The 25,358-nt window shown below is 70.3% G+C and carries 27 protein-coding genes; 14 read left to right on the top strand and 13 right to left on the bottom strand.

Features of this window, described 5'->3' with window-relative positions; translation table 11 throughout:
- The first annotated feature begins 47 nt into the window (after window positions 1-47).
- On the top strand, window positions 48-881 hold the full coding sequence (locus ASE44_RS10945) for a lipopolysaccharide assembly protein LapB (protein WP_056779704.1): 834 nt from the start codon (window positions 48-50) through the stop codon (window positions 879-881).
- Between the two features lie 64 nt (window positions 882-945).
- Here ASE44_RS10945 and ASE44_RS10940 read toward each other — a convergent pair whose 3' ends face one another.
- From ASE44_RS10940 to ASE44_RS18535, 3 genes are all read right to left on the bottom strand, one after another.
- On the bottom strand, window positions 946-1,488 hold the full coding sequence (locus tag ASE44_RS10940) for a GNAT family N-acetyltransferase (RefSeq protein WP_056779701.1): 543 nt from the start codon (window positions 1,486-1,488) through the stop codon (window positions 946-948).
- Between the two features lie 207 nt (window positions 1,489-1,695).
- Window positions 1,696-4,671 carry a helix-turn-helix transcriptional regulator gene (locus ASE44_RS19075; RefSeq protein ID WP_056779697.1) on the bottom strand — a complete coding sequence of 992 codons (2,976 nt, stop codon included), beginning with the start codon at window positions 4,669-4,671 and terminating at the stop codon, window positions 1,696-1,698.
- The gene (locus ASE44_RS18535; protein WP_157579893.1) at window positions 4,668-4,832 is read right to left on the bottom strand and encodes a hypothetical protein; all 165 of its coding nucleotides are present in this window, start codon (window positions 4,830-4,832) and stop codon (window positions 4,668-4,670) included. The genes ASE44_RS19075 and ASE44_RS18535 overlap by 4 nt, the downstream gene beginning before the upstream one ends.
- A gap of 194 nt (window positions 4,833-5,026) precedes the next feature.
- On the opposite strand from ASE44_RS18535, the gene ASE44_RS10930 reads away from it, so the two are divergent.
- Complete coding sequence (locus ASE44_RS10930; protein WP_056779694.1) at window positions 5,027-5,320, top strand: hypothetical protein; 294 nt, start codon at window positions 5,027-5,029, stop codon at window positions 5,318-5,320.
- A 48-nt stretch (window positions 5,321-5,368) separates the two neighbouring features.
- Here the strand turns inward: ASE44_RS10930 and ASE44_RS10925 are convergent, their stop codons facing one another.
- Both ASE44_RS10925 and ASE44_RS10920 read right to left on the bottom strand, forming a co-directional pair.
- Window positions 5,369-6,226, bottom strand: a complete 858-nt coding sequence (locus ASE44_RS10925) for an SDR family oxidoreductase (RefSeq protein WP_056779691.1) — start codon at window positions 6,224-6,226, stop codon at window positions 5,369-5,371.
- A 22-nt stretch (window positions 6,227-6,248) separates the two neighbouring features.
- Window positions 6,249-6,476, bottom strand: a complete 228-nt coding sequence (locus ASE44_RS10920) for an RNA-binding S4 domain-containing protein (protein ID WP_056009426.1) — start codon at window positions 6,474-6,476, stop codon at window positions 6,249-6,251.
- A gap of 100 nt (window positions 6,477-6,576) precedes the next feature.
- Here ASE44_RS10920 and ASE44_RS18530 point away from each other — a divergent pair, with 100 nt between their 5' ends.
- The 6 genes from ASE44_RS18530 to ASE44_RS10895 all read left to right on the top strand — a co-directional run bounded on the left by ASE44_RS18530 (window position 6,577) and on the right by ASE44_RS10895 (window position 11,216).
- A complete protein-coding gene (locus tag ASE44_RS18530; RefSeq protein ID WP_157579891.1) occupies window positions 6,577-6,723 on the top strand; it encodes a hypothetical protein in 147 nt (48 codons plus the stop codon).
- A 118-nt stretch (window positions 6,724-6,841) separates the two neighbouring features.
- On the top strand, window positions 6,842-8,038 hold the full coding sequence (locus ASE44_RS10915; protein WP_056779688.1) for a M20/M25/M40 family metallo-hydrolase: 1,197 nt from the start codon (window positions 6,842-6,844) through the stop codon (window positions 8,036-8,038).
- Complete coding sequence (locus ASE44_RS10910; protein WP_056779685.1) at window positions 8,038-8,931, top strand: oxidoreductase; 894 nt, start codon at window positions 8,038-8,040, stop codon at window positions 8,929-8,931. The genes ASE44_RS10915 and ASE44_RS10910 overlap by 1 nt, the downstream gene beginning before the upstream one ends.
- Window positions 8,932-8,975: 44 nt before the next feature.
- Entirely contained in the window at window positions 8,976-10,136 is a 1,161-nt protein-coding gene (locus tag ASE44_RS10905) for a hypothetical protein (protein WP_056779682.1), read from the top strand.
- Window positions 10,137-10,193: 57 nt separating this feature from the next.
- Window positions 10,194-10,709 carry an ASCH domain-containing protein gene (locus ASE44_RS10900; RefSeq protein WP_200921057.1) on the top strand — a complete coding sequence of 172 codons (516 nt, stop codon included), beginning with the start codon at window positions 10,194-10,196 and terminating at the stop codon, window positions 10,707-10,709.
- 36 nt (window positions 10,710-10,745) lie between these two features.
- The gene (locus ASE44_RS10895) at window positions 10,746-11,216 is read left to right on the top strand and encodes an NUDIX domain-containing protein (protein WP_056779678.1); all 471 of its coding nucleotides are present in this window, start codon (window positions 10,746-10,748) and stop codon (window positions 11,214-11,216) included.
- Between the two features lie 12 nt (window positions 11,217-11,228).
- On the opposite strand, the gene ASE44_RS10890 is transcribed toward ASE44_RS10895, so the two are convergent.
- The 3 genes from ASE44_RS10890 to ASE44_RS10880 form a co-directional block, all read right to left on the bottom strand.
- Window positions 11,229-12,890, bottom strand: coding sequence for an ATP-dependent DNA helicase RecQ (locus ASE44_RS10890; protein WP_056779675.1), 1,662 nt, complete (start codon window positions 12,888-12,890; stop codon window positions 11,229-11,231).
- Window positions 12,891-13,122: 232 nt separating this feature from the next.
- Entirely contained in the window at window positions 13,123-14,019 is an 897-nt protein-coding gene (locus ASE44_RS10885) for a serine hydrolase (protein ID WP_056779673.1), read from the bottom strand.
- A gap of 88 nt (window positions 14,020-14,107) precedes the next feature.
- Window positions 14,108-14,659, bottom strand: a complete 552-nt coding sequence (locus ASE44_RS10880; RefSeq protein WP_082455963.1) for an alpha/beta hydrolase — start codon at window positions 14,657-14,659, stop codon at window positions 14,108-14,110.
- A gap of 98 nt (window positions 14,660-14,757) precedes the next feature.
- Here ASE44_RS10880 and ASE44_RS10875 point away from each other — a divergent pair, with 98 nt between their 5' ends.
- The 5 genes from ASE44_RS10875 (at window position 14,758) to ASE44_RS10855 (ending at window position 20,204) form a co-directional block, all read left to right on the top strand.
- Window positions 14,758-15,213 carry an Lrp/AsnC family transcriptional regulator gene (locus ASE44_RS10875; protein ID WP_056779670.1) on the top strand — a complete coding sequence of 152 codons (456 nt, stop codon included), beginning with the start codon at window positions 14,758-14,760 and terminating at the stop codon, window positions 15,211-15,213.
- Window positions 15,214-15,351: 138 nt separating this feature from the next.
- Window positions 15,352-15,888, top strand: coding sequence for an MOSC domain-containing protein (locus ASE44_RS10870; protein ID WP_056779664.1), 537 nt, complete (start codon window positions 15,352-15,354; stop codon window positions 15,886-15,888).
- Between the two features lie 289 nt (window positions 15,889-16,177).
- Complete coding sequence (locus tag ASE44_RS10865; RefSeq protein WP_056779661.1) at window positions 16,178-17,251, top strand: extracellular solute-binding protein; 1,074 nt, start codon at window positions 16,178-16,180, stop codon at window positions 17,249-17,251.
- Complete coding sequence (locus tag ASE44_RS10860; RefSeq protein ID WP_056009406.1) at window positions 17,252-18,274, top strand: ABC transporter ATP-binding protein; 1,023 nt, start codon at window positions 17,252-17,254, stop codon at window positions 18,272-18,274. It abuts the gene before it with no gap.
- A 106-nt stretch (window positions 18,275-18,380) separates the two neighbouring features.
- Window positions 18,381-20,204, top strand: a complete 1,824-nt coding sequence (locus ASE44_RS10855) for an iron ABC transporter permease (protein ID WP_157579994.1) — start codon at window positions 18,381-18,383, stop codon at window positions 20,202-20,204.
- A gap of 47 nt (window positions 20,205-20,251) precedes the next feature.
- On the opposite strand, the gene ASE44_RS10850 is transcribed toward ASE44_RS10855, so the two are convergent.
- The 4 genes from ASE44_RS10850 to ASE44_RS10830 form a co-directional block, all read right to left on the bottom strand.
- Window positions 20,252-21,415 carry an amidohydrolase gene (locus ASE44_RS10850; RefSeq protein WP_056009404.1) on the bottom strand — a complete coding sequence of 388 codons (1,164 nt, stop codon included), beginning with the start codon at window positions 21,413-21,415 and terminating at the stop codon, window positions 20,252-20,254.
- Between the two features lie 139 nt (window positions 21,416-21,554).
- The gene (locus ASE44_RS10840; RefSeq protein WP_056009400.1) at window positions 21,555-21,872 is read right to left on the bottom strand and encodes a transcriptional regulator; all 318 of its coding nucleotides are present in this window, start codon (window positions 21,870-21,872) and stop codon (window positions 21,555-21,557) included.
- The gene (locus ASE44_RS10835; RefSeq protein ID WP_157579889.1) at window positions 21,869-22,381 is read right to left on the bottom strand and encodes a hypothetical protein; all 513 of its coding nucleotides are present in this window, start codon (window positions 22,379-22,381) and stop codon (window positions 21,869-21,871) included. Before ASE44_RS10835 ends, ASE44_RS10840 begins: the two co-directional genes overlap by 4 nt.
- 68 nt (window positions 22,382-22,449) lie before the next feature.
- Window positions 22,450-23,025: a GNAT family N-acetyltransferase gene (locus tag ASE44_RS10830; protein WP_056009396.1), complete on the bottom strand. Its 576-nt coding sequence runs from the start codon at window positions 23,023-23,025 to the stop codon at window positions 22,450-22,452.
- 158 nt (window positions 23,026-23,183) lie between these two features.
- Here ASE44_RS10830 and ASE44_RS10825 point away from each other — a divergent pair, with 158 nt between their 5' ends.
- Window positions 23,184-24,338: an epoxide hydrolase family protein gene (locus ASE44_RS10825; protein WP_200921055.1), complete on the top strand. Its 1,155-nt coding sequence runs from the start codon at window positions 23,184-23,186 to the stop codon at window positions 24,336-24,338.
- Here ASE44_RS10825 and ASE44_RS10820 read toward each other — a convergent pair.
- The gene (locus tag ASE44_RS10820) at window positions 24,322-25,323 is read right to left on the bottom strand and encodes a YafY family protein (protein ID WP_056779654.1); all 1,002 of its coding nucleotides are present in this window, start codon (window positions 25,321-25,323) and stop codon (window positions 24,322-24,324) included. The genes ASE44_RS10825 and ASE44_RS10820 overlap by 17 nt on opposite strands.
- Between the last annotated feature and the right edge of the window lie 35 nt (window positions 25,324-25,358).

Here is a 25,358-nt window from a genome sequence, read left to right as displayed (position 1 = left end):
TGCTGCCATGATGTCCACTCGTGGCCGGTGGCGCGGAATGGGGTGGCATGATGCGATTCGAATCGTCGGAAGCGCTCATCGCCGCGCTCCTCGATCTCAGGGCGAAGGGTCGACCGGAACGCGCGTGCGCGCTCGTCCGGGCCTCCCTGGCCGCACTTGGGCACCCGTTCGCGGAAGAGTACTGGGAGACGTTCTTCGACCCGGAGGAGTCCTTCGCCAACGCGATGTATGACTGCGGCACCGCCCTGTGGGAGCTCGACTGGTCCGATCGGGACGACATCCGCCCGCAGGCGGCACTCCTCGCGTTGGAAGCGTCTGCAGCCGCTGGGCTCGACCTCGCCGGATTCGCCCTGGCACAGTCGCTCGACTGGCTCGGCGATCCTCGCGCCGAGGCGGTGCTCCGCGACTTCGTATCGCGCCACCCCGACTGGGAGGATCCCAGGCTCTTCGGAATCCTCGGCGGTCTCATCGCGGACCACTACGACGACGCGGAGCACATGGACGAGGCGCTCGCCTGTCTCGACCGTGTCGGGGACAGCGAGGACATCTGGGTGTGTTGGCGGGCGTTGGCGATCGCCAAGCTCGGCCACGTGGAGGATGCGGTCGCATTGCTCGGCGACCGGGTGGCGGCAAACGACTTGGACGCCTTGGCCGTGCTCGGAGACATTCACGACTGGGCGGGCGATGTGGACCGGGCGCAGGACGCCTACCTCCGGGCGATTGCCGTCGGAGATGCCCGCTCGGCGCGCATGCTCGGCAACCTGCTCCACACGCTCGGCGACGATGCTGCGGCGAGGCAGGCCTACGAGATCGCGGCAGCGCGCGGCGACGGGTACGCGACCGAGCTACTGCGCGATCCGCTGTGGGAGCTCCCCGGCTGACGGCGGAGGGTCCTGAGGGGAGTGGCTCTCAGTGCCCCGACCCAGGCATGCGTGTCGGCGCGGCTCACGGCTCGTCGTCCCAGGGGACCGGCGTCGTCGTACCGGACTGCCAGTCGCTGCGCAGCACGGAGTAGGCGACCGAGGCGAGCGGAGGTCCGCCGGCCACGGGCCAACCCTCACGGAAATGGGCCTCCTTCACCCAGCCGGCGCGACCGAAGGCGCGACGCATGGCGACGTTGTCCTCCCGGGTCTGCCCCTCAAGCCTGCGGACGGACGGAAACCGCCCGAACACCTCGGTGACGATGGCCGGCAGCACCGCGGTGCCGACACCTCGTCCTCGTGCGTCCGCGGCGAGCCGCAGGTCGATCATGGCGGTGTCGTCTTCGAGGTCCTCGAGCATGACGACACCCAAGGCCTCGCCGTCGGCGAGCACCCAGCAGCCCAATGCGCCCGGTCCGTCGATGATGCCCGAAGCCAGTCGGGCGCGTGCATCCTCCGCCGTCGGTCGCGTCTGCACGTGGAAGGGGAACTCGTGAGTGCTCAGGAACGCGACGAACGCGTCGTCGTCACGAGGGCGCTCGATCGTTCGCAGGGTCAGGGCAGGCATGGGTTCAGTATCGCAAGGCCGCCTCCACACGTCTGGCCAGGGGGCTCCCGAACGCACCCGCTGTCCAAAGAACGCAACAGCCCGCCCCGCCTCCGGCTCCGTGATTACGCTGATGCCGACAGGACCCTTTCGCCCTGTCAGGGTTCCCGGCCGACGTTCCCTCGATTTCGGCCGGGACCCACCCCGCCGCGAAGACGGTCGTCCGGGTCAGTCGGGTTGCTCGGCGCTCGCCGCGAGCAATCCACTCGCTCCGGCGACCATCGCGGCCTCGGTCCGGGTCGACACACCGAGCTTCCGCAGGATGGCCGAGACGTGGACGCTGGCCGTCTTCGCACTGATGAACAGGCGCTCACCGATCTGCGGGTTGCTGAGGCCCTCCGCGACGAGCTGCAGCACCTGGCGTTCGCGCGCGGTCAGCTCCACGGACCCGCCCGAGGTGCGTGCCCGAGGTCGGCCGTCGAGGTTCAGTGATGCCCGCGCCGCCAACGCCCGTGCACCGTCGAGGACGAGGCCGGCGCCGAGTGTCGTCGCCTCCGCGACGGCGGTGATGAGGGCGTCCTGCGCCCGTGGACGATCGCCGGCGGCCACCAGCGCTTCCGCGAGTCGGAGCGCCGTGTAGGGCGCGAGCGCGGCGGGCGCGAACGGACGCTCGGCCATCGCGCGAGCCGTCTCCCAGGCGCCCACGTCGTCGCCGATGCCGTCCGGCCCGCCGAGTTCAGCGTCGACCAGGGCACTCCACAGCGGTGCGGTCGGCCAGAACCGCTCCTTCGCGATGAGTGCTCGCCAACGCGTCTCCTGCTCGCGGAGCCGTGCGTCGTCGAGGCCGGCGAACGGCCCGGATCCGAGATCGAGCGTCCCCGCAGCCATGGCGACCCGCACCCGGGCCATGACCCGGGCCGCGTCCGCCAGCGCAGGAAGGTCGTACGCCGGCATCGGGCGGTGGTCGGGGGCGTCGAACACGCCGACACCGGCGGGCGACCACGCTCCGGCGAGGTCGCCGGTGGCGAGGCCGACCTGCATCACGACGCGCGCGACGCCGAACCGGGTCTGCACCTCCAGGCCCGACAGTGAGAGCATCCCCTTCCGCCAGCGGCGGTAGAGCGTCGCTGCGGTCTCGGCATCGCCACGCCACAGCATGAGGAGGATGAGCGACTGGCGGAGGTACACGGAGAACGCGAGCGGCGGCTGCAGGGCGAGGGCCCGGTGCACGCGCTCTTCCGCCTCGTCCCATCGCCCGAGCGCCACCAGGGGGTCGACCGCGTTCGACGACAGGATGAGCCCGGAGCTGCGCTCGACGCCGAGTGCCCTCGCGCGTGCGACACCTTCCAGCGCCGATGCGAGCGCGTCCTCGTACGAACCGAGCAGGTTCGCCATGTCGGAGGCGTTCACCCGGTATCGGAGGAGCGCGCTGCCGTCGCCGTCGGCCAGCGACTCCGCGGTCGCGAGCATCGGCCTCCCGGCGTCCAGCTCACCACGGTGGATGCGGGCGATGCCGCCGATGTTCGCCGCGACCGAAGCGTTCCGCGCCGAGCCGGTGCGCGCGGCCTCCTGCGCGGCGGCATCGGCGTACTCGATCGCCCGCTCCAGTTGGCCGACGATCATGTGTCGTGCGGCGAGGCTCGTGAGCAGCACACCGCGCAGCTCGCCCGGGGTGTCAGCGGGGACACGCGCGAGCGCCTGTTCGAGGAGCTCCACCGACCCTGGCCGCCCGAGGTTCGCGAGGTAGAACGCCTTGTCGCGCAGCAGCTTGGCCTGATCGAGGTCGTCGCGGTCCTCCGGCGTGGCGAGCACCTCGTCGACCATCGCGATCGCACGGTCCGTCCAGCCCGCGTTCCGTAGGGCGCTCGCCGTGCGTCGCATGAGCTCAGAGCGTGAGCGGCCGACGAGATCCTGTGCCTCGGGGATCTGGTCCCAGATCTCGAGCAGGCGTTCCCCGAGCTGCGCCTCCGTGCTGTAGGCGAAGGCCGCGTGCGCCTGCTCCATGGCCCGCACGGTGGCCGGGAACGCCCGCCCGACGTCGCGAGCGAGCATCCAGTGGTACGACACCTCGGCCGCAACCGGTTCGACCCCGGCCGCGGCTTCCAAGGCCTCGGCGAACCCGGCGTGGAAGCGCGTCCGTTCGCCCGGCAGCAGGTCGTCGTGGATCGCCTCCCGGACGAGCGCGTGACGGAACGCGTAGGTGGTCGTGTCCGCGACGAGGACGTTCGCCGCGATGGCCTCCCGCACGCCGGCGTCGAGGGCGTCGTGGTCGCCGGTGAACACGCGCTCCAGGAGCGCATGCTCGACGCGGACACCGCCGGCGGAGATCACGCGCAGCAACTGTTGGGTGGTGGGCGTGAGCCGTTCGTAGCGGGCGAGGAGGAGCTCGCGGAGGGTGTCGGGCAGATCGTCGCCGACATCGTCGCCGTCGTCGCCGAGTCCCAAGAGCTCCTCCACGAAGAAGGGGACGCCCTCGCTGCGGGCGTACACGCTGTCGATGGAGACCGTGTCGAGCGAGCTACCGCGGATGGCGATGGCCTGACGCAGCACATCGCCGCGGCTCAGACGCTCGAGGCCGTGCCGTTCGACCCGCCTCGTGCGGTCGAGTTCGGCCAGGAACCCGCGCAGGGGGTGTCCGCGCGACACGTCCTCGTTGCGGACCGTGAGCACGATCATCACGTGGGCATCGGTCAGGACGCGCACGAGGAACGCCAGCAGGCTGAGGGTCGCGCCGTCGGCCCAGTGGACGTCCTCGATCGCGACGACCACGGGCTGCTCTCGCGAGAGCGCCTCGAGCAGGACGGCGACGGTCTCGTGGAGCCGCCCCACGCCGCCGTCGCGCTGGTCCTCCGGCTCCACACCGGGCGACGGCAGGAGGGTCTCGAGTGAGGCCCGGCCGGGCCCGGCGGCGTCGAGCACGGCCTCCCGGCCCCGTCGTGCGACGAGGTCCTTCATGAGGCCCAGCACGGGGGCGTACGGCGCGGCGACGTCGCCCAGGTCGACGCACTGCCCCGTGATCACGAGCGCCGACGAGCGGACCGATCGGGTGAACTCCGTCAGCAGCCGGGTCTTCCCGATGCCGGCTTCGCCGCTCAGCACCAGGCTGCGCGATCCGTCCGCGGCGACGGTGTCGAACACGGACCGCATCGCAGCGAGGTCGGACGCGCGCCCGATCATCGTCGGGCTCGTCGCGGGCAGGGTCACCGCTCCATGGTCCCACCCTGGTCGTGGTGGGGAGCGCCTTCGTCGAGCAGGCGCTCGCGGTGTCGCCGCCGCCGTTCGAGGTCCTGTTCGAGCTGGCGCTCGAAGAACCGTCTCGTCTCGGCCGACATGGCCGAGCTGTAGGTCGCGCTCGTGATCATCATGACTGTCCCTCCACGAGCCGGCTGCGGATGCCGTGCTCGGACACCAACGTTCCGCTCTGAGGTGCCCCCACTACCTCGGGCACCTGCCCTATTCCGGCCGTGGGGCGCGGCGGGCTTCGCGATGAGGGGGCAGTGCGCTGACGGATGGCGTACGGTTGCCGTTCACGCACCATGACCTCATTGAGGACATCACGATGGAAAGCAGCACTCTCACCCTCGGCGGGCTCGTCTACGATCTGGACCCGAGTACCGTCCTCACGAAGCTGAAGGACACGATGGAGCGCACGGCGCTCTCGGGCGGCGGCTTCGTCGATCTCGACGTCGTCGGCCAGGACTCGGCGAGCGTCTTCGTCAGTCCGGGGACGTCGATCTACTTCACGACCAACGAACGCCGTGGACCGCGCCCGGTCCGACCGCGCGAACCCGCCGGCGTCGCCCTCAGCGCGACCGAAGCGGACGACTGGGAGTTGGGCTTCTACGGCCTCTGATCCGGGCGGCCGGGCGGCCGACGCTCAGGGACGGACGCGGAGGCGGAATCAGTCCGCGTTCGACCGCAGGTAGGTCTCCAGGTCCATCGGCGGGACACCGGTGAGGTCCTCGATCGCCGGGCTCACCTCGGCCATCACGCCGCTGCCGATGGCCGTGTAGGTGCTCACCCAGGCGTCGACCTCCCAGTCGGGCGCGCCGTAGGAGGCGCGCGACGCGTAGGCCTCCTCGATCGTCTCGTCGTGGAAGGTGACCTCCCGATCGCGGACGCGGCTGATCGTGGCCGCGACCTCAGTCATGGTGAGCGCTTCGGGGCCGGTGAGGTCGTAGGTGCGACCGGCGTGGGGTGCCGGGTCGACGAGGATGGCCGTGGCGGCCCGGGCGATGTCGGAGCGGGCGACGAAGGACGCACGACCGTCGCCGGCCGGCCCACGGATGACGCCGTCCTCACCCACGAGGGCCTCCATGATGTCGAGGTAGAAGCCGTCGCGGAGGAACGTCCACCGCATGCCCGACGCTCGGATGTGCTCCTCGGTCGCATGGTGGTCGCGTGCCAGCGTGAACACGGCGTCCGGTGCCGCCGCGGCGAACGAGGTGTACACCAGGTGCTGCACGCCGGCGGCGGCCGCGGCATCGATGAACGAGCGGTGCTGGTCGACGCGGTCGGCGCTCTCGGCTCCCGACACCATGAAGAGGGTGTCGACGCCCTCGAGTGCCGCGCGGGCCGCCGCCTGATCGGTGTAGGTGAACCGGTGCACGGTGCTGTCCGGGTGCTGCGGGGCCTTCGCGGGGGTGCGGACGAGCAGACGTTGCGGGATCCCGCGGGCGGCGAGGTCCTGCGCCACGAGGCCGCCGAGCGCGCCGGTCGATCCGGTGACGGCGATGGGACGGGGTGTGCTCGGGTTCACGGGGTTCCTCTCAGTCGGGCGATCAGGGACGGACGCGGACGCTGCGCCCTTCGAGCGACACGACGTCGTCGAGCTGCAACTGCCGACCGCGTCGGCGATCGACCTCGCCGTTGACCTGCACGGCGCCGTCGGCGATCGCGGCCTTCACGTCTCCACCGGAGTCGAGCAGACCCGCGAACTTCAGGAACTGCCCGAGTCGGATGCCCTCGCCGCCGATCGGGACGTCGGTGATCTCTGCCGGGTTCGTCATCCCCGAATGCTAACAAGGTCCTGGGGGTGGGGTCCCCGGACGGGATGTGACGGTACCCTCAGCGGTACAGGGTCACCGTGGCTCGCAAAGGAGCACCAACATGGGCGAGAAGTCAGCACGTAAAGAGGGCGGCAAGACCGCACCGGCGAAGACGCTGAAGGAGAAGCGGACCGCGAAGGCCGACAAGAAGGCCGGCAACGCACGTTCGGAGAACACCGACGCGGTCACGCGGGTCAAGAACCGCTAGTCCCGATCGACGACCCCCGTGGTCGGCGATGAGCTCAGGCGCCAGTCCCCTCAGGGAGACGGGCGCCTGTTCTGGTCTTCGGGCCGTTCCCGGCGAGCCGCCCCGCTATCGTCGTGGCATGTCCGACCTCAGCCCCGGCGACGACGCGCTCGAGCTCGCCCGCCTGCTCATCTCGATCGACTCCGTCAGTCCGAGCCTCGTCCCGGGGGCTCCCGGCGAAGGTCGGATCGCGACGGTGATCGCGAAACGACTCGAGGGCGCCGGCTTCCTGGTCGACCTCGTTCCCGCGCCTGAGGACCCGCAGCGCGTCAGTGTCGTGGCCGTGCACGCGGGATCGCGGCCGGGTCCGACGGTCGTGTTCAACGGCCATCTCGACACGGTCGGGGTCGAGGGCATGGTCGGCCCCTTCGATCCGCGGATCGCGGACGGCAAGTTCTTCGGACGCGGCGCCAGCGACATGAAGTCCGGCCTCGCAGGACTGATCGTCGCCGCGGACCGACTCGTCGCTGCGGACCACCCTGGCACGGTCGTCTTCACGGGTGTCGCCGACGAAGAGGACGCGAGCGTAGGAGCCGCGGCCGTCCTGCGACACCTCGCCGATCGTGGTGTGACGGCGGACGTGTGCCTCATCGCCGAGCCCACGTGGTTGGACCGGGTGTCGGCGCACCGGGGGTACGCGGTCGTCGAGGTCACCCTGCAGGGTGTGGCCGGGCACTCCTCGCAACCGGCGTTGAGCGTCGATGCGATCCGTGCCCTCGGCCACGTGCTGCAGGAGGTGGAGCGGGCTGACGAGGAACTCCGTCAGCGGCCGGCGCACCCGCTGCTCGAGTACGGTTCGTTCACCGCGACGGTCGCCAGGGCAGGGAGCGCCCCGTTCACGATCGCCGCCGACGCGACCCTCTTCATCGAGCGACGCACGCTGCCGGGCGAACGCGCTGAGGACGCCCTCGTCGAGGTGCGGGCCATGCTCGACGCGGTCGCGGCGCGGACGCCGGGGCTCCGGACGGATGCCCGGCTCACGCACCAGCGCGAGGCCTGGGAAGCCGATGAGCATGGCCCAGCCGCACGATTCGCCGAGTTCCTGGCGGCAGCGCTCACCCGCGACGGTGAGACCGTGCCAGCCGCCATCGGTGCGCCCTACTGGATGGAGTCGGCGCTGTGGCAGGCGGCGGGGATCCCGACCGTCGTGTGCGGCCCTGCGGGAGGCGGACTGCACGCGGCGGAGGAATGGGTCGACGTCGAGCAGCTCCGTCGGTTCCCTGAAGCGGTCATCGCCGCGACGATCGACGCGCTGTCCGGATCGAGCGAGACGTGATGCCAGGGGGACCCGATCGCGTCGCAGTGATCGGGCCGGGCGCGATCGGCACCGCGGTCGCCGCAGCGCTCCACGAACAGGGACGGACGCCGTTCATCGCAGGGCGGTCAAAACGGCCGGAACTCCAGCTCCAGGTCGATGACGAGACGGTGACGGTCCCCGGGCCGGTCCACACCGATCCGGCGGAGTCTCCGGGCACGGCAGGCCTCGTCTTCCTGGCGGTCAAGGCGACCCAGACGGCTGCCGCTGCCGACTGGCTCGCCGCGTTGTGCGGTCCGGACACGGTCGTGTGCGTCCTACAGAACGGGGTCGAACAACGCCAGACGGTGGAACCCCTCGTCCGGGCCGGAACGGTCGTCCCGGCGGTCGTCTGGTTCCCGGCCACCCGCCGACGCGACGGTCCGGTCACGCTGCTGAGTCCGCCACGCCTGTCCCTGCCGGAGGCACCCGGTGCCACCGTGGTGGCAGACGCGCTGCGCGGCTCCCGCTGCACCGTCGAGGTCTCGACCGACTTCACGACCCTCGCCTGGCGGAAGCTCCTGCAGAACGCCGCCGCCGGACTCATGGCATTGACCGGTCGCCGATCCGGCATGTACCGCCGCGACGACATCGGCCGATTGATGCTCGGCTACCTCGAGGAGTGCGCGGCCGTCGCACGAGCGGAAGGTGCGCGATTGGCCGACGACGAACCACGGCGGCTCCTCGACCAGTTCCGAGCAGCCCCGCTCGACCGCGGGACGTCGATCCTCGCCGATCGCGAGCAGGGGCAGCCGCTCGAATGGGACGTCCGCAACGCGGTCATCCAGCGGCGGGGGAGCGTGCACGGCATCCCCACGCCGATCAGCGACGTGGTCGTGCCGTTGCTCGCCGCGGCGAGCGACGGACCGGGCTGAACCGCAGCGGTGGTGCGATCGAGCGCTTCGATAAGGTCGAAGGCATGCTTCGTCTGATCGCCTTCGCGGCTCTCGGTGCTCTCCTCGGCGGCATCATCGTGATCGCCGTCGGTCCGCCCGACATCGGGTACGCGGTCGCCGGTGTCGCACTCCCGGTCTGCATCTTTGCGACGGTGCTCTCGCTCGTCGGCCGGTCGTTGGGAAGTGCGATCGGCGCCTCACCACAGGCCGTGCAGCAGGCCAAGGACGCGAGACGGCTCGGCGTCGCCCGTATCGACACGCTCCGTCAGACCGGCACCCAGATCAACGACCAGCCGCTCTGCGAGCTCGACCTCTCCGTCCAGCCGCTGAACGGACCGGCGTTCGCGACCACGATGCGCACCGTCATCCCGGTGACGGCCATCCCGACCTTTCAGCCCGGCACGGAGCGCGATGTCGCGGTCCTGCTCGACGGCGGACCGGAGGTCGCGTTCATCGACGCCGGCGAGCTCTCGGCCGACGAGCGTTCGCGATTGCGCGTCCCGGCTCGGGCGTCCCTCCCGTTCCTCCCTCTCCAGCCGCACCAGCGCATCGTCGACGGACGTCGACGCGGACCGTTGCTCGGCGTGGGCCGGGCCGGTCGCCCCGGCCGCTTCGCCCTGTTCGCGATCGTGGCGGTCGCGGCGGCGGCGATCGTGGTCGTGCCGTACCACCAGTCCGTCGCGCAGGCGATCATCGCCCTCGAGGACGGACGCCTCCGACCCGACCTCCGTCGCCCGGAAGCGCTCTCGGAGGCGCAGCGAGCGCTCCAGGAGGCGATCGGTCACGACCGGGTCGTGTCGATCACGGTCGCAGCCGACTTCGTCATCGCCCAGGCGCCGCTCACCGTGGGGGACACCAAGACCGATCGATGGGAGTACCGGTACGGTCAGGTCACCCACCAGGGCGCTGCGAGCAGCGAACCCGAGTCGGCCGCCGAGCAGTTCTCGTGGTCGGATGTCGCGCTCGACCGGATGTGGTCGCTCCTGGAGGAGGGGGCCGAGCAGGTCGACCTACCGGTCGGCGACGCGTCCCTGTACCTCGTCCGCTCGACCGACACCGACGTCCACAGCCCCACCTTCGCCCGTCCGGCCGGACCGCCGCAGGTCACCTTCAGCATCGGGGACGACTACGGCAGCACCTCGTTCGTCGCCCCGGCCGACGGTTCTGCTCTCGCGGCACGGTGAGCGGGCTTCCTGGCCCGATGAACGGGGCACCGCAGTCCTTCTGGCAGTATCGCGGACATGAGCTCTCCGAGTGAGACTGCACCGGTTGCAGCGCCCGACCGTGACGCTGCGACCGCGATGTGGCGCGCGTACACCGAGCATCGTGGCGGTGCGGGCCTGGACGACGCCGACTACACCGTGGAGCACTTCGGCGACACGGCCGGACTCGCCGACGGACTGCTGGAGATCGTCCTGAGCGGACGCAAGCGCGCCACCGCCGAACTCGTGTCGGAGTTCGCCCATCGCGGCGATCCGCTCCCTCGGATCGGCTCGCACTGGATCGCCTGCGACAGCACGGGGGCGCCGCGGATCGTCATCCGCAGCACCTCGCTCCGCATCGGCCCGTTCGCGAGTGCCGATGCCGCCTTCGCGTTCGCGGAGGGCGAGGATGATCGCACGCTGGCGAGCTGGCAGCGCGAACACCGGCGCTACTGGGAGCGGACCACGGCGGCGCGCGGTGCCGTGTGGTCCGAGTCCGAGGAGATCGTGTTCGAGTACTTCGCCGTGGTGTGGCCGCCGGAGCACGCCGACTGACCCGTTCCGATCAGACCGGTTCCGTAGACTCCCCGCATGCCGATGTCCGATTACGTCGCCTCGATCCGCTCCCACATCGGAACGGGGTTCCTCATGCTCCCGGGGGTCACCGCCGTCATCAGGGACGGCGACCGGTTCCTGCTCGCCCGCCATCGCCACTCCGGCCTGTGGAGCCTGATAGGTGGCGGTGTCGAACCCGGCGAGCAACCGGCGGACGCGCTGCTGCGCGAGGTCCTGGAGGAGACGGGTGCCCGCATCCGCATCCGCGGCATCGTCGGGGCGTACGGCGGCGAACCGATGATGGTGCGCTACCCGAACGGCGACCACGTGGGCTACGTGACCACCGCCTACGACTGCGAGCTCCTCAGCGAGGCGAACCCCGATCACGAGGAGCTTCTCGAGCTCGGTTGGTTCGCCAGGGACGACATCCAGTACCTGTCACGACGGGACTGGATCGACCGCGTCATCGCCGACGCTCCCGGGCGCGCACCGGCGGACGAGGTCTGACCGACACCGCGATCAGACCGAGGCGAGCTCCTGGGCGGTGAGCACGCCGGTCTCGAGTGCCGAGAGGGCGACGACCTTGTAGCCCTCGCCGTCGAAGAAGACGGTGACACGGTCGGGCTCGACGCCCATCACGGTGCCCGGGCCCCACTCGCGGTGGAGTACCCCCTGGTCGACGTGGAGCGGCGACGTTCCGGTGGTGTCGGCGGAACCGAAGTGCTGCTGCTCCTGCTGCGCCTCGTGCCGCTCGCAGCCGTCGCAGTTCCCACACCATTCGGGGGCGTCGACGCCGAAGTACTCGAGCAGGACCCGGCGGCGGCAGTGCGAGGTCTCGGCGTACGCGCGCATCATCGCCAACCGTGATTCGGCGATGCGTTCCCGCGATTCCAGCATCTCCCGCACGGCACGGATCGCACGCTTCGGGCCGATCTCGTCGACCGCCCGGACGCCGTCGGTGGTGTCCGCCAGCTGGGCGTCCGCGAGGTCGTTCACGATCCTGGCGATCGTGCGTCGCGGCCGGTCGAGTTGCAACGCAAGATCGGTGACCGTCAGCCCCGGTGTGGCACGGACCGCGCGCCACACCGCGCGCACCGCCGACTCCGACACGGAGCGCTTCGTGAAGAAGCGACGGAGTCCGAGGTCTTCCGCGCGGTAGTGCAGCACGGTCGTGGCGGGCTCGCCGTCGCGGCCCGCGCGGCCGACCTCCTGGTAGTACGCGTCGAGCGACTCGGTCGTCGTGGCGTGCAGGACGAACCGCACATCGGCGCGGTCGATCCCCATGCCGAACGCGGAGGTCGCGACGACGACGTCGAGCTCGCCGGCCCGCCACCGGTCGTGGACCGCGCGACGTTCCGTCGACTTCAGACCGGCGTGGTAGGCGGCGACCCGGCGTCCATCGGCGGCGATCTCCTCGGCGTACCGTTCGGTCTCCCGACGCGTTGCGACATAGACCAAGCCGGGAGCCGTCCAACTGCGCGCCTCCTCGACGACCGCGGCCCGCTTCTCGGGCTCGCGCTCATGGCGGTGCACGACCAGGCGGATCTCCGGACGGTCGACCCCGTGCACCTGCACGTCCGGGTCGTGCATGCGCAGCCGTTCGATGATCTCCTCGCGGACGGGACCGGAGGCGGTGGCCGTCATGGCGAGCACGGGCGGGTCGCCGAGCTCATGACGGACGTCGGCCAACCGCAGGTAGTCGGGCCTGAAGTCGGTTCCCCAGGACGACACGCAGTGCGCCTCGTCGACGACGAGGAGGGAGACGCCTGCCGCTGCGAGCCGTGCGACGGTCTCCTCGTTCGCGAGCTGCTCCGGGGCCAGCAGCACGTAGACCGGGCCACCTTCGTCGATGCGTTCCCACGCCGCCTCGATGGCCGCTGTACCGAGCGAGGCGTTGAGGGCGACCGCCGGAGGGGCCGCCGGTGCGGCCTCGATCGAGGCGAGCTGATCGGCCTGCAGGGCGACGAGCGGCGAGACGACGAGGGTCACCGCGCCACGCTGGGCGCCGGCGATCTGGTACACCGCCGACTTCCCGCCACCCGTGGCGAGGACCACGAGGGTGTCGCGACCGGCGACGGCCGACTGGATCGCCTCACGCTGCCCCGGCAGGAGCGTGTCCCAGCCGAAATCCTCGCGCGCGATGCGATCGATGGAACCGGTGGCCGGACGTGAAGTACCCATGTCCAGGACGGTACCTCCGCCCACCGACGTCGTGATTCCTCTTGACGCGTGCGACGCCGTCTGCAACACGGTGCCGCGGTGTCGGTGGCTCCACCTACGCTCGGACGTGGTCGACGTCGCATCCCCAGCTGACAGTCCTCGGTCCTCACCGGTGAGGGTTGAGCGAGACATCTTCGCGACGTCGGTCCGGCCCCGCCCGGGCGACCGCAGCGCACACGACCGGCGGCCCCGCCTAGGCGTCGGCGAGGAATGCGGACACGGAGGCCGCGATGCGGTCCGCGCCCTCGTGGTCCTCGGCGGTGATGGTCACCACGGCGTCGCCGGCGAAGACGAGGAGCTGCCCGTACGCGCCGTGGAGCCGCCAGGCGGCTCCCGGCCCGTCCCATCCGGCGAGCGCGTACCGCTCGTAGCCGGGACCGGTGCCGGCCGGCACCCACTCGGTGTGCATCGCGTCGACCCACTCCGGTGCGAGGAGCTGCACGTCGTGCCAGCGGCCACGATCGCGGATGAGGCGTCCGATGCGCGCGAGCTCCGTGGTGCGCAGCGCCAGGCCGCCGCCGGCGGCGATGAACCCGTTCGGGCATCGCTCCCATGCGGCGTCGTGGATGCCGAGCGGTGCGAGCAGGCGACGGTCGAGGTACGCGCCGACATCGCCGACGCGGGTCTCGAGCGCGCGCATCGCCGTGTAGGTGCTCGCGTTCGAGTACTGGAAGACCGCTTCTCGTGACGGTCGGCGCAGGAACTCGAGGGTCAGATCCGGCCAGTCCGAGAGCAGGGTCGGCGACCACGGGAGGTCGACGCCGCTCGTCATGTTCAGGAGGCGTCGGAGGGTGACGTCGGCTGTGCCGTCGCCGAACTCGGCGTCCGGGAAGACGGCGCCGAGTGTGGTGTCCATGGTGATGAGCCCCTCGTCGACGGCGAAGCCCACCGCGAGGACGCAGACACCCTTGGCCGCCGAGTGGACGTCCTCACGGACGTCCTCGGTCCACCGGTGCCCGGCCTCGTCGTCGCCGACGAGCACGTGCAGGCCGTGCGCGCCGAAGCCCTGCTCGGCGATCTCCCATACGATGCGGTTGCGGAGCAGGCCTGCCCGGCTGGTGTCGGCTTGGGCGGTGACAGCTCGGCTCATCGGTCCAGTCTGCCTGACGGGCGTCCGCTGATCACGTCGGTGAGCCGATCGCACGCTGCGCTCACCGGCGCCCGGCGGTAGCGGCCCCTCATCTCGCTGATGACCGATCGTGTCTCCCGAGTCCCGCACTGAAGGCGGTCAGCAGTCGTCGGCCCTCCGGCCAGGCGCCGAGTCCACTGGCGGAGTTCAGGTGGCCCCGGCGCCCGATGCCGACCCGAGGCACGCCCCACGTGGTGGCGAAGTCGGCGGCGCGATCCTCCGAGCAGTAGGGGTCGTCCTCGCTCGTCACGAGGAGCGCGGGTGCGGACGGTAGAACGTCGAGACCCTCGGCGAACGCTGCTGCGACCGTCGGGAACAGCGGTCCGTCGGGGTCGGGTGCGGCGACGAGGAACAGCCCAGCGACCCGAGCGGGGTTCGCTGCAGTCCAGCGGACGGCAAGCAGACAGGAGAGGCTGTGGGCCACCAGGATCGCCGGTTCGTCGGCCACCGCCCGGTCGAGCGCGTCGGACCAGTCGTCGAGGTCCGGTGCGTCCCAGGACGCCGGCACGATCCGACGGATCGCGAGCGTCTCCCGCTCCCACTGTGATTGCCAATGGGCGTCGTCGGATCCGCCGATCCCGGGCATGGTGATGATCGACATGGGATTCCTTCGTCGTTGTCGGGAGATGTGACCTCAGCGTGCCAGCCGAACCCATGCAGTCAGCGTCTGAAGCATCGTCTCCGTTGTTTACTAAGCAGATGACGGACGATGCTTCGCTTTCCTTCGATCGCACGGATCGGACGATCCTCGACGTGCTCCAGGTCGACGGGCGTACCACGATGACCGACCTGGCCCGGCTCGTGCACCTGTCTCAGCCGGCCGTCTCGGCGCGGGTCCGCAAGCTCGAGCGTGCCGGCTACATCACCGGCTACGGAGCTCGGGTGTCGCCGCAGAGGCTCGGGCTCACGACGCACGCCGTCGTCCGACTCCGGACGACCCACGCGCAGATCCAGTCGTCACTGGCAGAGTTCGACGAGCTGCCGGAGATTCACCGGATCTACCGTGTCACCGGCGAGGACTGTTTCGTCCTCGACGTGCACGCCTCCTCACCCGAGCGCCTCGAGCAGATCATCGACGCGATCGGGCGGTTCGGTCCGGTCAGCACCGCCCTGGTGCTGCGCGAGTACCCGGCCCACCCCATCGTCAGCCCCTGAGTCTCGCTCAGCGGTTCAGCTTCGCCGTTCGCGTCCCCCTGAGCCGGCGGGAACCGGACGTCGCATCGGGCTGGTGCAGGACCACAACCGCTCTCACGTGATCCTGCGCCGCCGACCGTCCGGGTGCACACTGGGGTGATGACACACGCCCGGATCGTCTCGGTGAGCAGCGACGATGAGCACGGCTTCTCCAAGCCTCGACGCGAGGCGATCACGCTCGTCGCCGGTCTCGGCGTCGAGGGGGATGCGCACTTCGGGGCGACGGTCCAGCACCGGTCCCGTGTGCGACGCGACCCCACGCAACCCAATCTCCGCCAGGTGCACCTGATCCACCGCGAACTGTTCGAGGAGGTCGACGCCGATGTAGCGCCGGGGGAGCTGGGTGAGAACGTGACCACCGAGGGGCTGGACCTGCTCGCCCTCCCCACGGGCGCGGTGCTGCGGCTCGGATCGGACGCCGTCGTCCAGGTGACCGGCCTCCGGAACCCGTGCGTCCAGATCGACCGCTTCGAACCCGGCCTCCTCAAGCAGCTGGTGGGCACGGACGCCGAGGGTCGCACCGTCCGCAAGGCGGGGGTCATGGGCGTCGTCCTCGCCGGGGGCGTCGTGCGTCCTGGTGACGACGTCGTCGTCGAGCTCCCGGACGGAGTCGGGGAACCGCTCGCACCGGTGTAGCGGCAGGCCACCGCCGGCGGCGATGAACCCGTTCGGGCACCGCTCCCACCCGATGCGATCGCGGCGGAGCTCGGCCGTGGTGATACCCGCTCGGGCGGTGTCGGCTTCGGTCGGATCGGGTCGGACTGCGACATTTCGGGTCACCCGTCAAGTGTGCACGCGAGATCCGTTCAATTCCCGTTCACCGGGAAACGTCACGCTAGGTTGAAGACTGCACCAGCGGTCACAACGTCGTTACTCATGCGCGGCGACCCCGGCAACCCCGGGCGTTCGTCCCGAAAGGAATCCCGTGAAGCGTTCAGCGCCCCGTTCCCTCGCCATCGCAGCCCTCGTCATCGGTGCGCTCGGCCTCAGTGCCTGCTCCGCGGGAGGCGACGCCGGATCCGACGGTGGGGGAGACGCCTCCGGCCCCCTGATCGTCTACACGAACTCCAACGGCGACGGACGCGGCGAGTGGGTCACCGCTGAGGCGAAGAAGGCCGGCATCGACATCGAGATCGTCGGGCTCGGCGGCGCCGACCTCGCGAACCGCATCGTGGCCGAGAAGAACAACCCCGTCGGCGACGTCGTGTTCGGCCTGAACAACATGTTCTTCGAGACGCTCAAGGCCGAAGAGGCCATCACCGCCTACAAGCCGGCCTGGTCCGGCGAGGTCGACCAGGCCTCGGGCGACCCGAAGGACGGTGCGTTCTGGCCGCTCGTCGAGCAGGCGATCGTCACCGTCTACGACACGAACACCATCCCCGAGGCCGACGCGCCGACCGAGCTCTCCGAGCTCTGGGAGGACTCGAAGTACCAGGGCAAGTACGAGGTCAACACCGTCCTCGGCCAGGCCACCCCGCAGCTCGTCCTCGCCGGCCTGCTCGCCCCCTACAAGGACGCGGACGGCGACCTGGGCATCTCCGACAAGGGTTGGAAGGTCGTCGAGGAGTACTTCAAGAACGGTTCGCCCGCCGTCGAGGGCACCGACTTGTACGCCCGGCTCACCCGCGGCGAGGTCGACTTCGGCACCATCCCGAGCAGCGGCATCACGAGTCGCGACGCCGAGTACGGCACGAAGACCGGCGTCATCGCCCCGAAGTCGGGCGTGCCGTACGTGACCGAGCAGATCGCCGAGATCGCCGGCACGAAGCGTGAGCAGCAGGCGCAGAAGTTCATCGACTGGTTCGGCAGCGCCGAGACGCAGGGTGCGTTCGCGAAGGAGTTCTCCGCCTACCCGGTGAACGAGAAGGCCAAGGCCGAGGCCCTCCCGGAGGTCGTCGCGCTCATCGACTCGCTGCCGAAGCAGGACATCGACTTCGAGTTCGTCCGCGAGAACATCGGTGCCTGGGTCGAGAAGACCGAGCTCGAGTACCTCCCGTAGATGATCACCTACGACGGCATCCAGGTCGCGTTCGGCGACCACCTGGCGATCCCGGACCTCAACCTGACGATCGAGGAGGGTGAGTTCTTCACTCTCCTCGGCCCGTCGGGCTGCGGGAAGACGACTGCGTTGCGCACCCTCGCCGGCTTCATCCAGCCGACGGCGGGCGAGCTGATCATCGACGGCAAGACCGTCACCCGCCTGCCGAGCGAGCAACGTCGTGTCGGCATGGTGTTCCAGAACTACGCGCTCTTCCCGAGCATGAGTGTCCGGGAGAACATCGCGTTCGGGCTCCAGGTGCGGAAGACGAAGCGGCCGGAGACGACGAAGCTCGTCGACGAGATCGCCGAGCAGGTCGAACTCACCCCGGAACAGCTCGAGAAGAACGTCGCCGAGCTCTCGGGTGGGCAGCAGCAGCGCGTCGCCATCGCCCGCGCACTCGTCCTCAAGCCGCGCATCCTGCTGCTGGACGAGCCGCTCTCGAACCTCGACGCGAAGCTGCGCGTGCAGTTGCGCGAGCAGCTGAAGCGCCTCCAGAGCGAGCTCGGCATCACGACGATGTACGTGACCCACGACCAGGAAGAGGCGCTCACGATGAGCGACCGGATCGCCGTGTTCAACCAGGGCGTCGTGGAGCAGCTGGGTACGCCGGAGGAGATCTACAACCACTCCGCCACCGAGTTCGTGGGTACGTTCATCGGCGCGATCAACCAGCTCTCGCCGGAGACGGTCCGGGCGCTCGCGGGTGCGGGCGCGCCGCTCGACCCGTCCGCGTCGGCGTACCTGCGGCTCGAGAAGGTCGCCGTGGTGGCGGCCGACGACCACCGCACACCGCCGCCCGGTCTGGTCGCGCTGCAGGGCACCATCGTGGAGCGCTCCTACCACGGCGCGTACTCGACCTACACGGTCGAGACCGTCGGCGGTCGGCTGCGCGCCATGGTCGTGGAGAGCGGCACGGACGCCCTGAGCCCCGGGTCGCCCGCCGAACTGCGCATCGACCCGAGCCACGTGCTCCAGTACTGAGGCCGACATGACCACCTCGACCCGTCCTGCAGCAGCCGCAACGGACGCGGGCGCCGGCAAGCCCCGTCGTCGCCGGCGTCCGGGGAAGCCCTCGACGCTCGGACCGATGTTCCGCTCGCCGCTCGCCATCATCGTGATCGTCGTCCTCACCTGGTTCGTCGTCACGTTCCTGCTGTTCCCGAACCTCAACCTCCTGGTCGGAACCTTCTTCCCCGACGGGAACTTCAGTGCCCGCGCGGTGGAGAAACTGTTCAGCTCCGAGCGGGCCCTCAAGGCGCTCGCGAACAGCTTCCTCCTGGCCGTGACGCTGTCGGTCACGGTGAACGTCGTCGGGATCTTCATCGTCCTCGTGACGAAGTACTTCGTCGTGCGTGGGGCGCGGGTGCTCTGGCTCGGGTACGCGACGACCCTCATCTACGGCGGCATCGTGCTCGCCGCCGGGTACAACTTCATCTACGGCCGCTACGGCTTCGTCACCAACGCGGTGCGGAACGTCTTCCCGGACATCGACCCCAACTGGTTCTCGGGCTTCTTCGCCGTCGTCATCGTGATGACGTTCGCGACGACGACGAACCACATGCTCTTCCTCTCCTCGGCGCTCGCCAAGATCGACTACCAGACCATCGAAGCCGCCCGGAACATGGGCGCGTCGACGTGGACGATCCTGTGGCGCATCGTGCTCCCGGCGCTCCGGCCCATGATCTTCGCCGTGACGGTGCTGACCTTCCTCATCGGCCTCGGGGCCCTCACCGCGCCGCTCGTGCTCGGCGGTCCCGACTTCCAGACCGTCGCGCCGATGATCGTGACGTTCTCGAAGAGTTCCAGCTCCCAGGACCTCGCCGCCCTGCTCGCGATCATCCTCGGCTTGGCGACGATCGTGCTGCTCGCGATCATGAACCGCGTGGAGAAGTCCGGCGTGTACTTCTCGGTCGCGAAGGTGGCGACGCCCCTGCAGAAGCAACGGATCCAGAGCCGCCTCGGCAGCGTCGTCGTGCACGTCGTGGCCTACCTGCTCTTCCTCCTGTACGTGACGCCGGTGCTGCTCATCGTGCTGTTCTCCTTCCTCGACTCGACGGCGATCCAGCGCGGCGTGATCACCCCCGGTGACTTCACCCTGGCGAACTACGCGACCGTGTTCGGGACCCCGTCGGTGCTCCGACCGTTCATCGTCAGCATCGTCTACAGCGCCCTCGCCTCCGTGATCGTCGTCGGCGGCCTGCTCTTCGTCTCCCGGATCATCCAGCGCTACCGCAACCGGGTCACGGCGACGTTCGAGTACCTGCTGCACATCCCGTGGATCCTGCCGACGATCCTCATCGCGCTCGGGCTCATCATGACGTTCGACCGGCCGAACCCGCTGCTCGGCGGCGCGGTCCTGACCGGCACGACGGTGCTGCTCCTCGTCGCGTACATCATCGTGAAGATCCCGTTCACGCTCCGCCTGCTGAAGGCGGCGTTCGCCGGGATCCCCGACTCGCTCGAGGACGCCGCGCGGATCCTCGGCGCGAAGTCGCTGTTCACGTTCCGCAAGGTGCTGTTCCCGCTCGTGCTGCCGACGGCTGCGGCCATCACGGCGCTGAACTTCAACAGCCTGCTCGACGACTACGACGCCGCGGTGTTCCTGTACCAGCCGCTGTTCGAACCGCTCGGCATCGCGATCAAGGCGAGCACCGAGGGCGAGAACAACCTCGACTCGATGTCGATCACCTTCGTCTACACCGTGCTGCTCATGATCATCATGGGTGTCGCGATGTACCTCGTCTACGGGCGCTCGGCCGGCGGGCGTCGGTCGCGGAGCGGGTCGCGCGGGGCGCGGGTGCGTCCGGTCGCCGCGGCGGCCACGGCATCGACGCCCACCACCGCGACGACGACGGCTCCGACGGTCGGCGCGGACCGGCCCGAGGAGGATCCCGGCTTCGACCGTCGGTGAGGTGGGGCGGTGCCGGTGGTCGGTGCCGCCGGCCCGCCACGATCGCCTCACCCCAGGAGGTCGCGGACCGCTCTGGCGAACACCCGGGTGCCGGTGCCGATGAGTTCGTCGGGGAAGTCGAAGTCCGGGTGGTGCAAGGCGGGTGATTCCGGCGTGCGCCGCGAGCCGATGAAGAACATGGCCGATGGGGCGATTGTCCGGAATAGGCCGAAGTCCTCGGACCCCCGCTCGAGGACGCCCGTCGTGTGGGAGACCCCTTCGCGGTCGAGTGCGCCTCGGAGGAGCGCGACGGCCTCCGGGTGGTTCTCGCAGTGGTGGAAGACGTCCGACTCCTCGAACGTGACGCGGAGGCCGTGCTCGTCCGCTGCTCCGAGGGCGAGGCGTTCGACGTCGGCACGGAGCGCATCCATGCCCGCGTCGGTCATGGTGCGGAGGGTCGCCCAGAGCTCGCCGTGCCCGGGCGCGACACCGAACGCCTGCTCGCCGAGGACGGCGTGGGTCACCGTCACGAGGCGGTAGTCCGCATCGATCCCGTCCCCTCGCGCGAGCGCCGGCAGGGAGGTGAGCAGGTTCGCGAGCGCCGATGCGGGGGAGACGCCGCCTTCCGGTGCCGACGCGTGCGTGGGTTCGCCCTCGAGGATGACCCGCAGCCCGCGCGAAGCGCAGTTCACGACCCCCTCGTCGAGCACGACCTGGCCGAATGGCAGTGAGGAGAGGTTGTGGAGCGCGAGGGCCAGATCGGGACGCACCTGTTCGAAGGCCGGGTCGGCGAGGACCGCTGCGGCGCCGACGGCGTTCTCCTCGGCGGGCTGGAACAGCAGGACGACTCGGCCGCGCGTCGGTCGGTGGCGCCCGAGGAGGACGCCGACCCCCGCGAGGATCGCCATGTGGCCGTCGTGACCGCAGTGGTGGCCGACGCCTTCGTGCACGGAGCGGTGTGGCACCTCGGTCACCTCGGTGATCGGCAGGGCGTCGAGTTCTGCGCGGAGGAGGAGCGTGGGGCCGGGCTCGGCACCCCGGTAGACCACCGCCGCTCCGTGTCCGCCGAGTCCCGTCATGACGTCGTCGGGCGCGGTGTCGGCGAGGAAGGCGGTGATGGCCGCCGCGGTGCCGTCCTCCTCGCCGGAGAGCTCGGGGTGACGGTGCAGCCACCGACGGAGGGCGGTCAGGCGATCGAGGTCGGCGGGATCGAGCGCGGTCGGGCGGTGCATGCCTGCTCCTGTCTGTGCGTGTCGCCGAGCGCCAGTCTGCCCCGACGGCTCCGGACGGCGTAGGTGTCCCCGGCCCATGCGAAGGGCGTTCGGATGTCGTCTTCGTACACGGACCACCGGGGTTCGACGGTGTCCCGGCTCACTCCACCGGGATCCCGGCGGCGATGCTCGACAGGGCGGCGAGGTGGGCTTCGAGGGCGACCGAACCGGCGGGGGTGAGGGCGATCCAGGTGAGGCGCCGGGAGTCGGTCCGTGTCGACGACCGTTCCTTGCGGAGGGTGATCAGGCCGGCGTCGACCAGCACCTTCAGATGCTTCGAGAGCTTGGCGTCGTCGATGGTGAGGGCGTCGCGGACGACGGAGAACTCCAGTTCGTCGACGGCGCGGAGCAGCCCGCAGATCCGGAGCCGGAGGGGCGCGTGGATCACCTCGTTGAAGGCGGGTGCCGGTGTGCTCATCGGGCGGGTCGCGCCGTCGGAGCGGCGATCTCCTGGCGGAGCGTTTCGTCGTATCGGCGTCCGAGGACGACGGTCGCCACGAACGTCACGCCGGCCGGGATGAGCGCCCACCAGGGGGAGACCCCGAGGAACTTGAACGCGATGCTGCAGGACATGGCGGCGACGAGCACGAGGAGCGTCGCCAGGAGCAGCCGTCGGCTCCGCGGGCCGGCCGGCTTCGTCACCACGACACCAGCCGTGCGGGCGTACGCCGTGGTCAGGACGGGGATCGCGGCGATGCCGAGGGCGATCGCACCCAATGGCCAGGCCCCGGGGAGAGCGTGAGCGCCCGCGAAGACGGCGCTGATGAGTCCGAGCGCCGGGTGGTACCACCACGGCGTGATGATGCGGGTGGCGAGGTGCTGCTGATCGCGGGTCATGTCGTCGAGTGCAGTCTGCGCCTCGGACGGCGAGGTGCTGGAAGATGCCGGGCGTCGGTCCGGCGCAGGGTCCTCGAAGTGACTTTCCATGATCGCAACTCTACGCCGAGGGTTGCGATCATCGCAAGTGACTGCGCCGAGGTCTGGCGGCCGCGTCGCTAGTGCTTCGGACCGGGTCTCGTCCCTCCGTGCTGCCCGGGTGCCTCCGGGGCGGACGACTCCCACCGGACTTCGCCGTCCTCGACCGTCGACGTCGGACGCAGGCCCTGCCGCTGCGCCACACGCTGGGACGCCGTGTGCTCCGGGTGGATCGACGCGGCGAACCGCTCCACCCCGTGGGCGTGCAGCCAGGTGACCATCGCGTTGGTGGCCTCGGCGGCGAACCCGAGTCGCTGGTGGGCCGGGTCGATGACCCAGGCGATCTCAGCGAGCGTGCCCTTGTCCACACCACCCTCACCCTCGGCGCGCACCGTGGCCTGGACGAACCCGATGAGGGTGTCGGTGTCCTGGCGGCGCACCATCCAGTTGAGCCAGGCCTCCGAATCGTCCGCCGGCCCCCGCAGCTGCGTCCGGTACCGCGTGGTGAGCGTGTCGAGCGACGGCGCTTCCCCACCGGTGAAGGTGTACAGAGCCGGGTCGGCGAGCACGTCGACCATCGCCGCGGCATGGTCGACCGAGAGCGGCTCCAGCGTGAGGCGGTCCGACGTCAGTGCTTCGATCTCGGGTAGGGGCATGCGTCGAGCTTGGCATCCTCCCGGTGGATGACTCGCCGGCCCCACGAGACGCTGCACGTTTCGGCGCCGTCGGCGGACAGGTGCTGTCCTCGTTCGTCCCTATCGTCGCCAGCGTGGTGCGGCTCATCGGAGCCCACCCGCGAGGGAAGGAAACCATGATGCACACCGACATCCACCCGTTCCGGATCGACATTCCGGAGGACGCGGTGGCCGAGCTCACGCGTCGACTCTGGGCCACCCGGTTCCCGCCGACGCTGCCGGGCGACGACTGGTCGACGGGGGTTCCGGTCCACTACCTCCGCCGCCTGGTCGACCACTGGGCGGACTCCTTCGACTGGCGTGCGCAGCAGGAGGCGCTGAACGCGTTCCCGCAGTTCACGACGGTCATCGACGGGCAGACCATCCACTTCCTCCACGTCCGGTCGGCGGTCGACGGTGCGCTTCCACTGGTGCTCACGCACGGCTGGCCGGGATCGTTCGTCGAGTTCCTGGACCTCATCGGCCCGCTCACCGACCCCGAAGCGCACGGGCGGGAGGCGGCCGACGCCTTCGACCTGGTCATCCCCTCGCTGCCCGGCTTCGGGTTCTCGAGCCCCGTCGTCGAGGGCGGTTGGGATGCGGCGCGGATCGGGCGGACGTGGGCGACGCTCATGGAGCGGCTCGGCTACGAACGGTTCGGCGTGCAGGGCGGCGACATCGGCGCTGCGGTCTCATCCCAGGTGGCGAGGGCGGCGCCGACCCGCGTGGTCGGCGTGCACGTCAACGGCTCGCTGGGGATGCCGTTGCGGGCGCCGAGCGAGGCGGAGCTGGCGAGCTTCACCCCGCTGGAACTCGACCGTCTCGCACGGGTCCAGGCCTTCATGCGTGACGAGTACGGCTACATCGCGATCCAGTCCACCCGGCCGCAGACGATCGGAGCGGCACTGGTCGACTCACCGGTCGGCCTGCTCGCGTGGATCATCGACAAGTTCCACGCGTGGACGGTGCCGCGCGAGGCGCTTCCCGAGGCGGTCGTCCCGCTCGATCGTCTGCTGACGAACGTCTCGCTGTACTGGTTCACCGAGACCGCCGGCACCGCCGCCTACGTCGGGTACGCGCAGCACACGGCGTGGGGTGCAGTCGACGAACCGTCCGGCGTTCCCACCGGCGTCATCATGTTCGCCCACGACGTCGGGATCCGTGCCTACGCCGAGCGGGAGCACACCATCACGCGGTGGACCGACGTCACCGACCGCGGCGGCCACTTCGCCGCCCTCGAGGAACCGGCGGCACTCATCGACGATCTGACCGAGTTCTTCAGACCGCTCCGGTGACCGGTTGCGGGTTGGCCGGGCTTGACTCGGCCGCCCGGCCCGCCTGCTCCGCCACCCTGCCGAACGCGGCCCGCAACCCGTCGGGTTCGATCACCTCCACGTCGGCCTGCACCAGGAGCAACCACCGGGCGATCGCGTCGTGGCTGTCCGCTCCGGCGCGCACCACCGTGACCTCGGGCGACACCGCTTCGACGCTGCCCCACGCCGGTGCGACCCACCGGCGCACCGCCTCGATCGGCGCGTGGACGCGGACGGTGCCGGTGACCTGCTGCCAGCCGACGGTGAGCCGTCGGGTGACCCATCCCTCGACGTCCGGGTCCGGGAGCGGACGTTCCCTCGTGGGCAGCTCGGTCGCCGCGAACCCGGTGATGCGGTCGACGCGGAACGTGCGCCACGCGTCGGCGTCGAGGTCGAAGGCGACGAGGTACCACCGCCGTGCCGTGTTGACGAGCCGGTGCGGGTCGACGCGGCGCGGGGTCGAGGTCCCGTCGCGCCCCGTGTACGCGAACCCGACTCGGCGCCGCACCAGACATGTCCTCGCGAGGTCGCCGAGGAGGCCGATGTCGACCGTCGGATGGTCGATCGGCTCCAGGGCGTCTATCGGGGCGTCGAGGGTGACGGCTGCGACCGCGTCGACGATCCAGCGCGCCCGAGGTGGCAGCGACGCGACGATCTTCCCGAGCGAACCGGCCGCGAGGGTCCCGTCGACGTCGTCCTGCCAACGTCGGAGCGCCAGCGCGCAGGCGAGCGCCTCCTCGGTGGTCAGGTGGATCGGGGGCAGCACCGCACCCGGTTCGATCGAGTATCCGCCGTCGACACCGAGGCGTGTGTCGACCGGGTACCCGAGGTCGCGGAGCCGTGCCACGTCGCGGCGCACGGTCCTCGTCGTCACGCCGAGGTCACCGGCCAAACGTTCGGTGGCCATGAACCCGTTCCGCTGGAGCAGCTCCAGCAGTCGGAACGTCCGTGACGTCGTATCCCACATGGACCAAGCATGCTCCAGGCCGAGGACACGTCCTG

Origin of the sequence: Plantibacter sp. Leaf1 (assembly GCF_001421315.1) — a bacterium.
In the GTDB taxonomy this organism is placed as follows: domain Bacteria; phylum Actinomycetota; class Actinomycetes; order Actinomycetales; family Microbacteriaceae; genus Plantibacter.
Note: the sequence above shows the minus strand (reverse complement) of the source record. Positions and strands in the feature narration are given on the sequence as shown.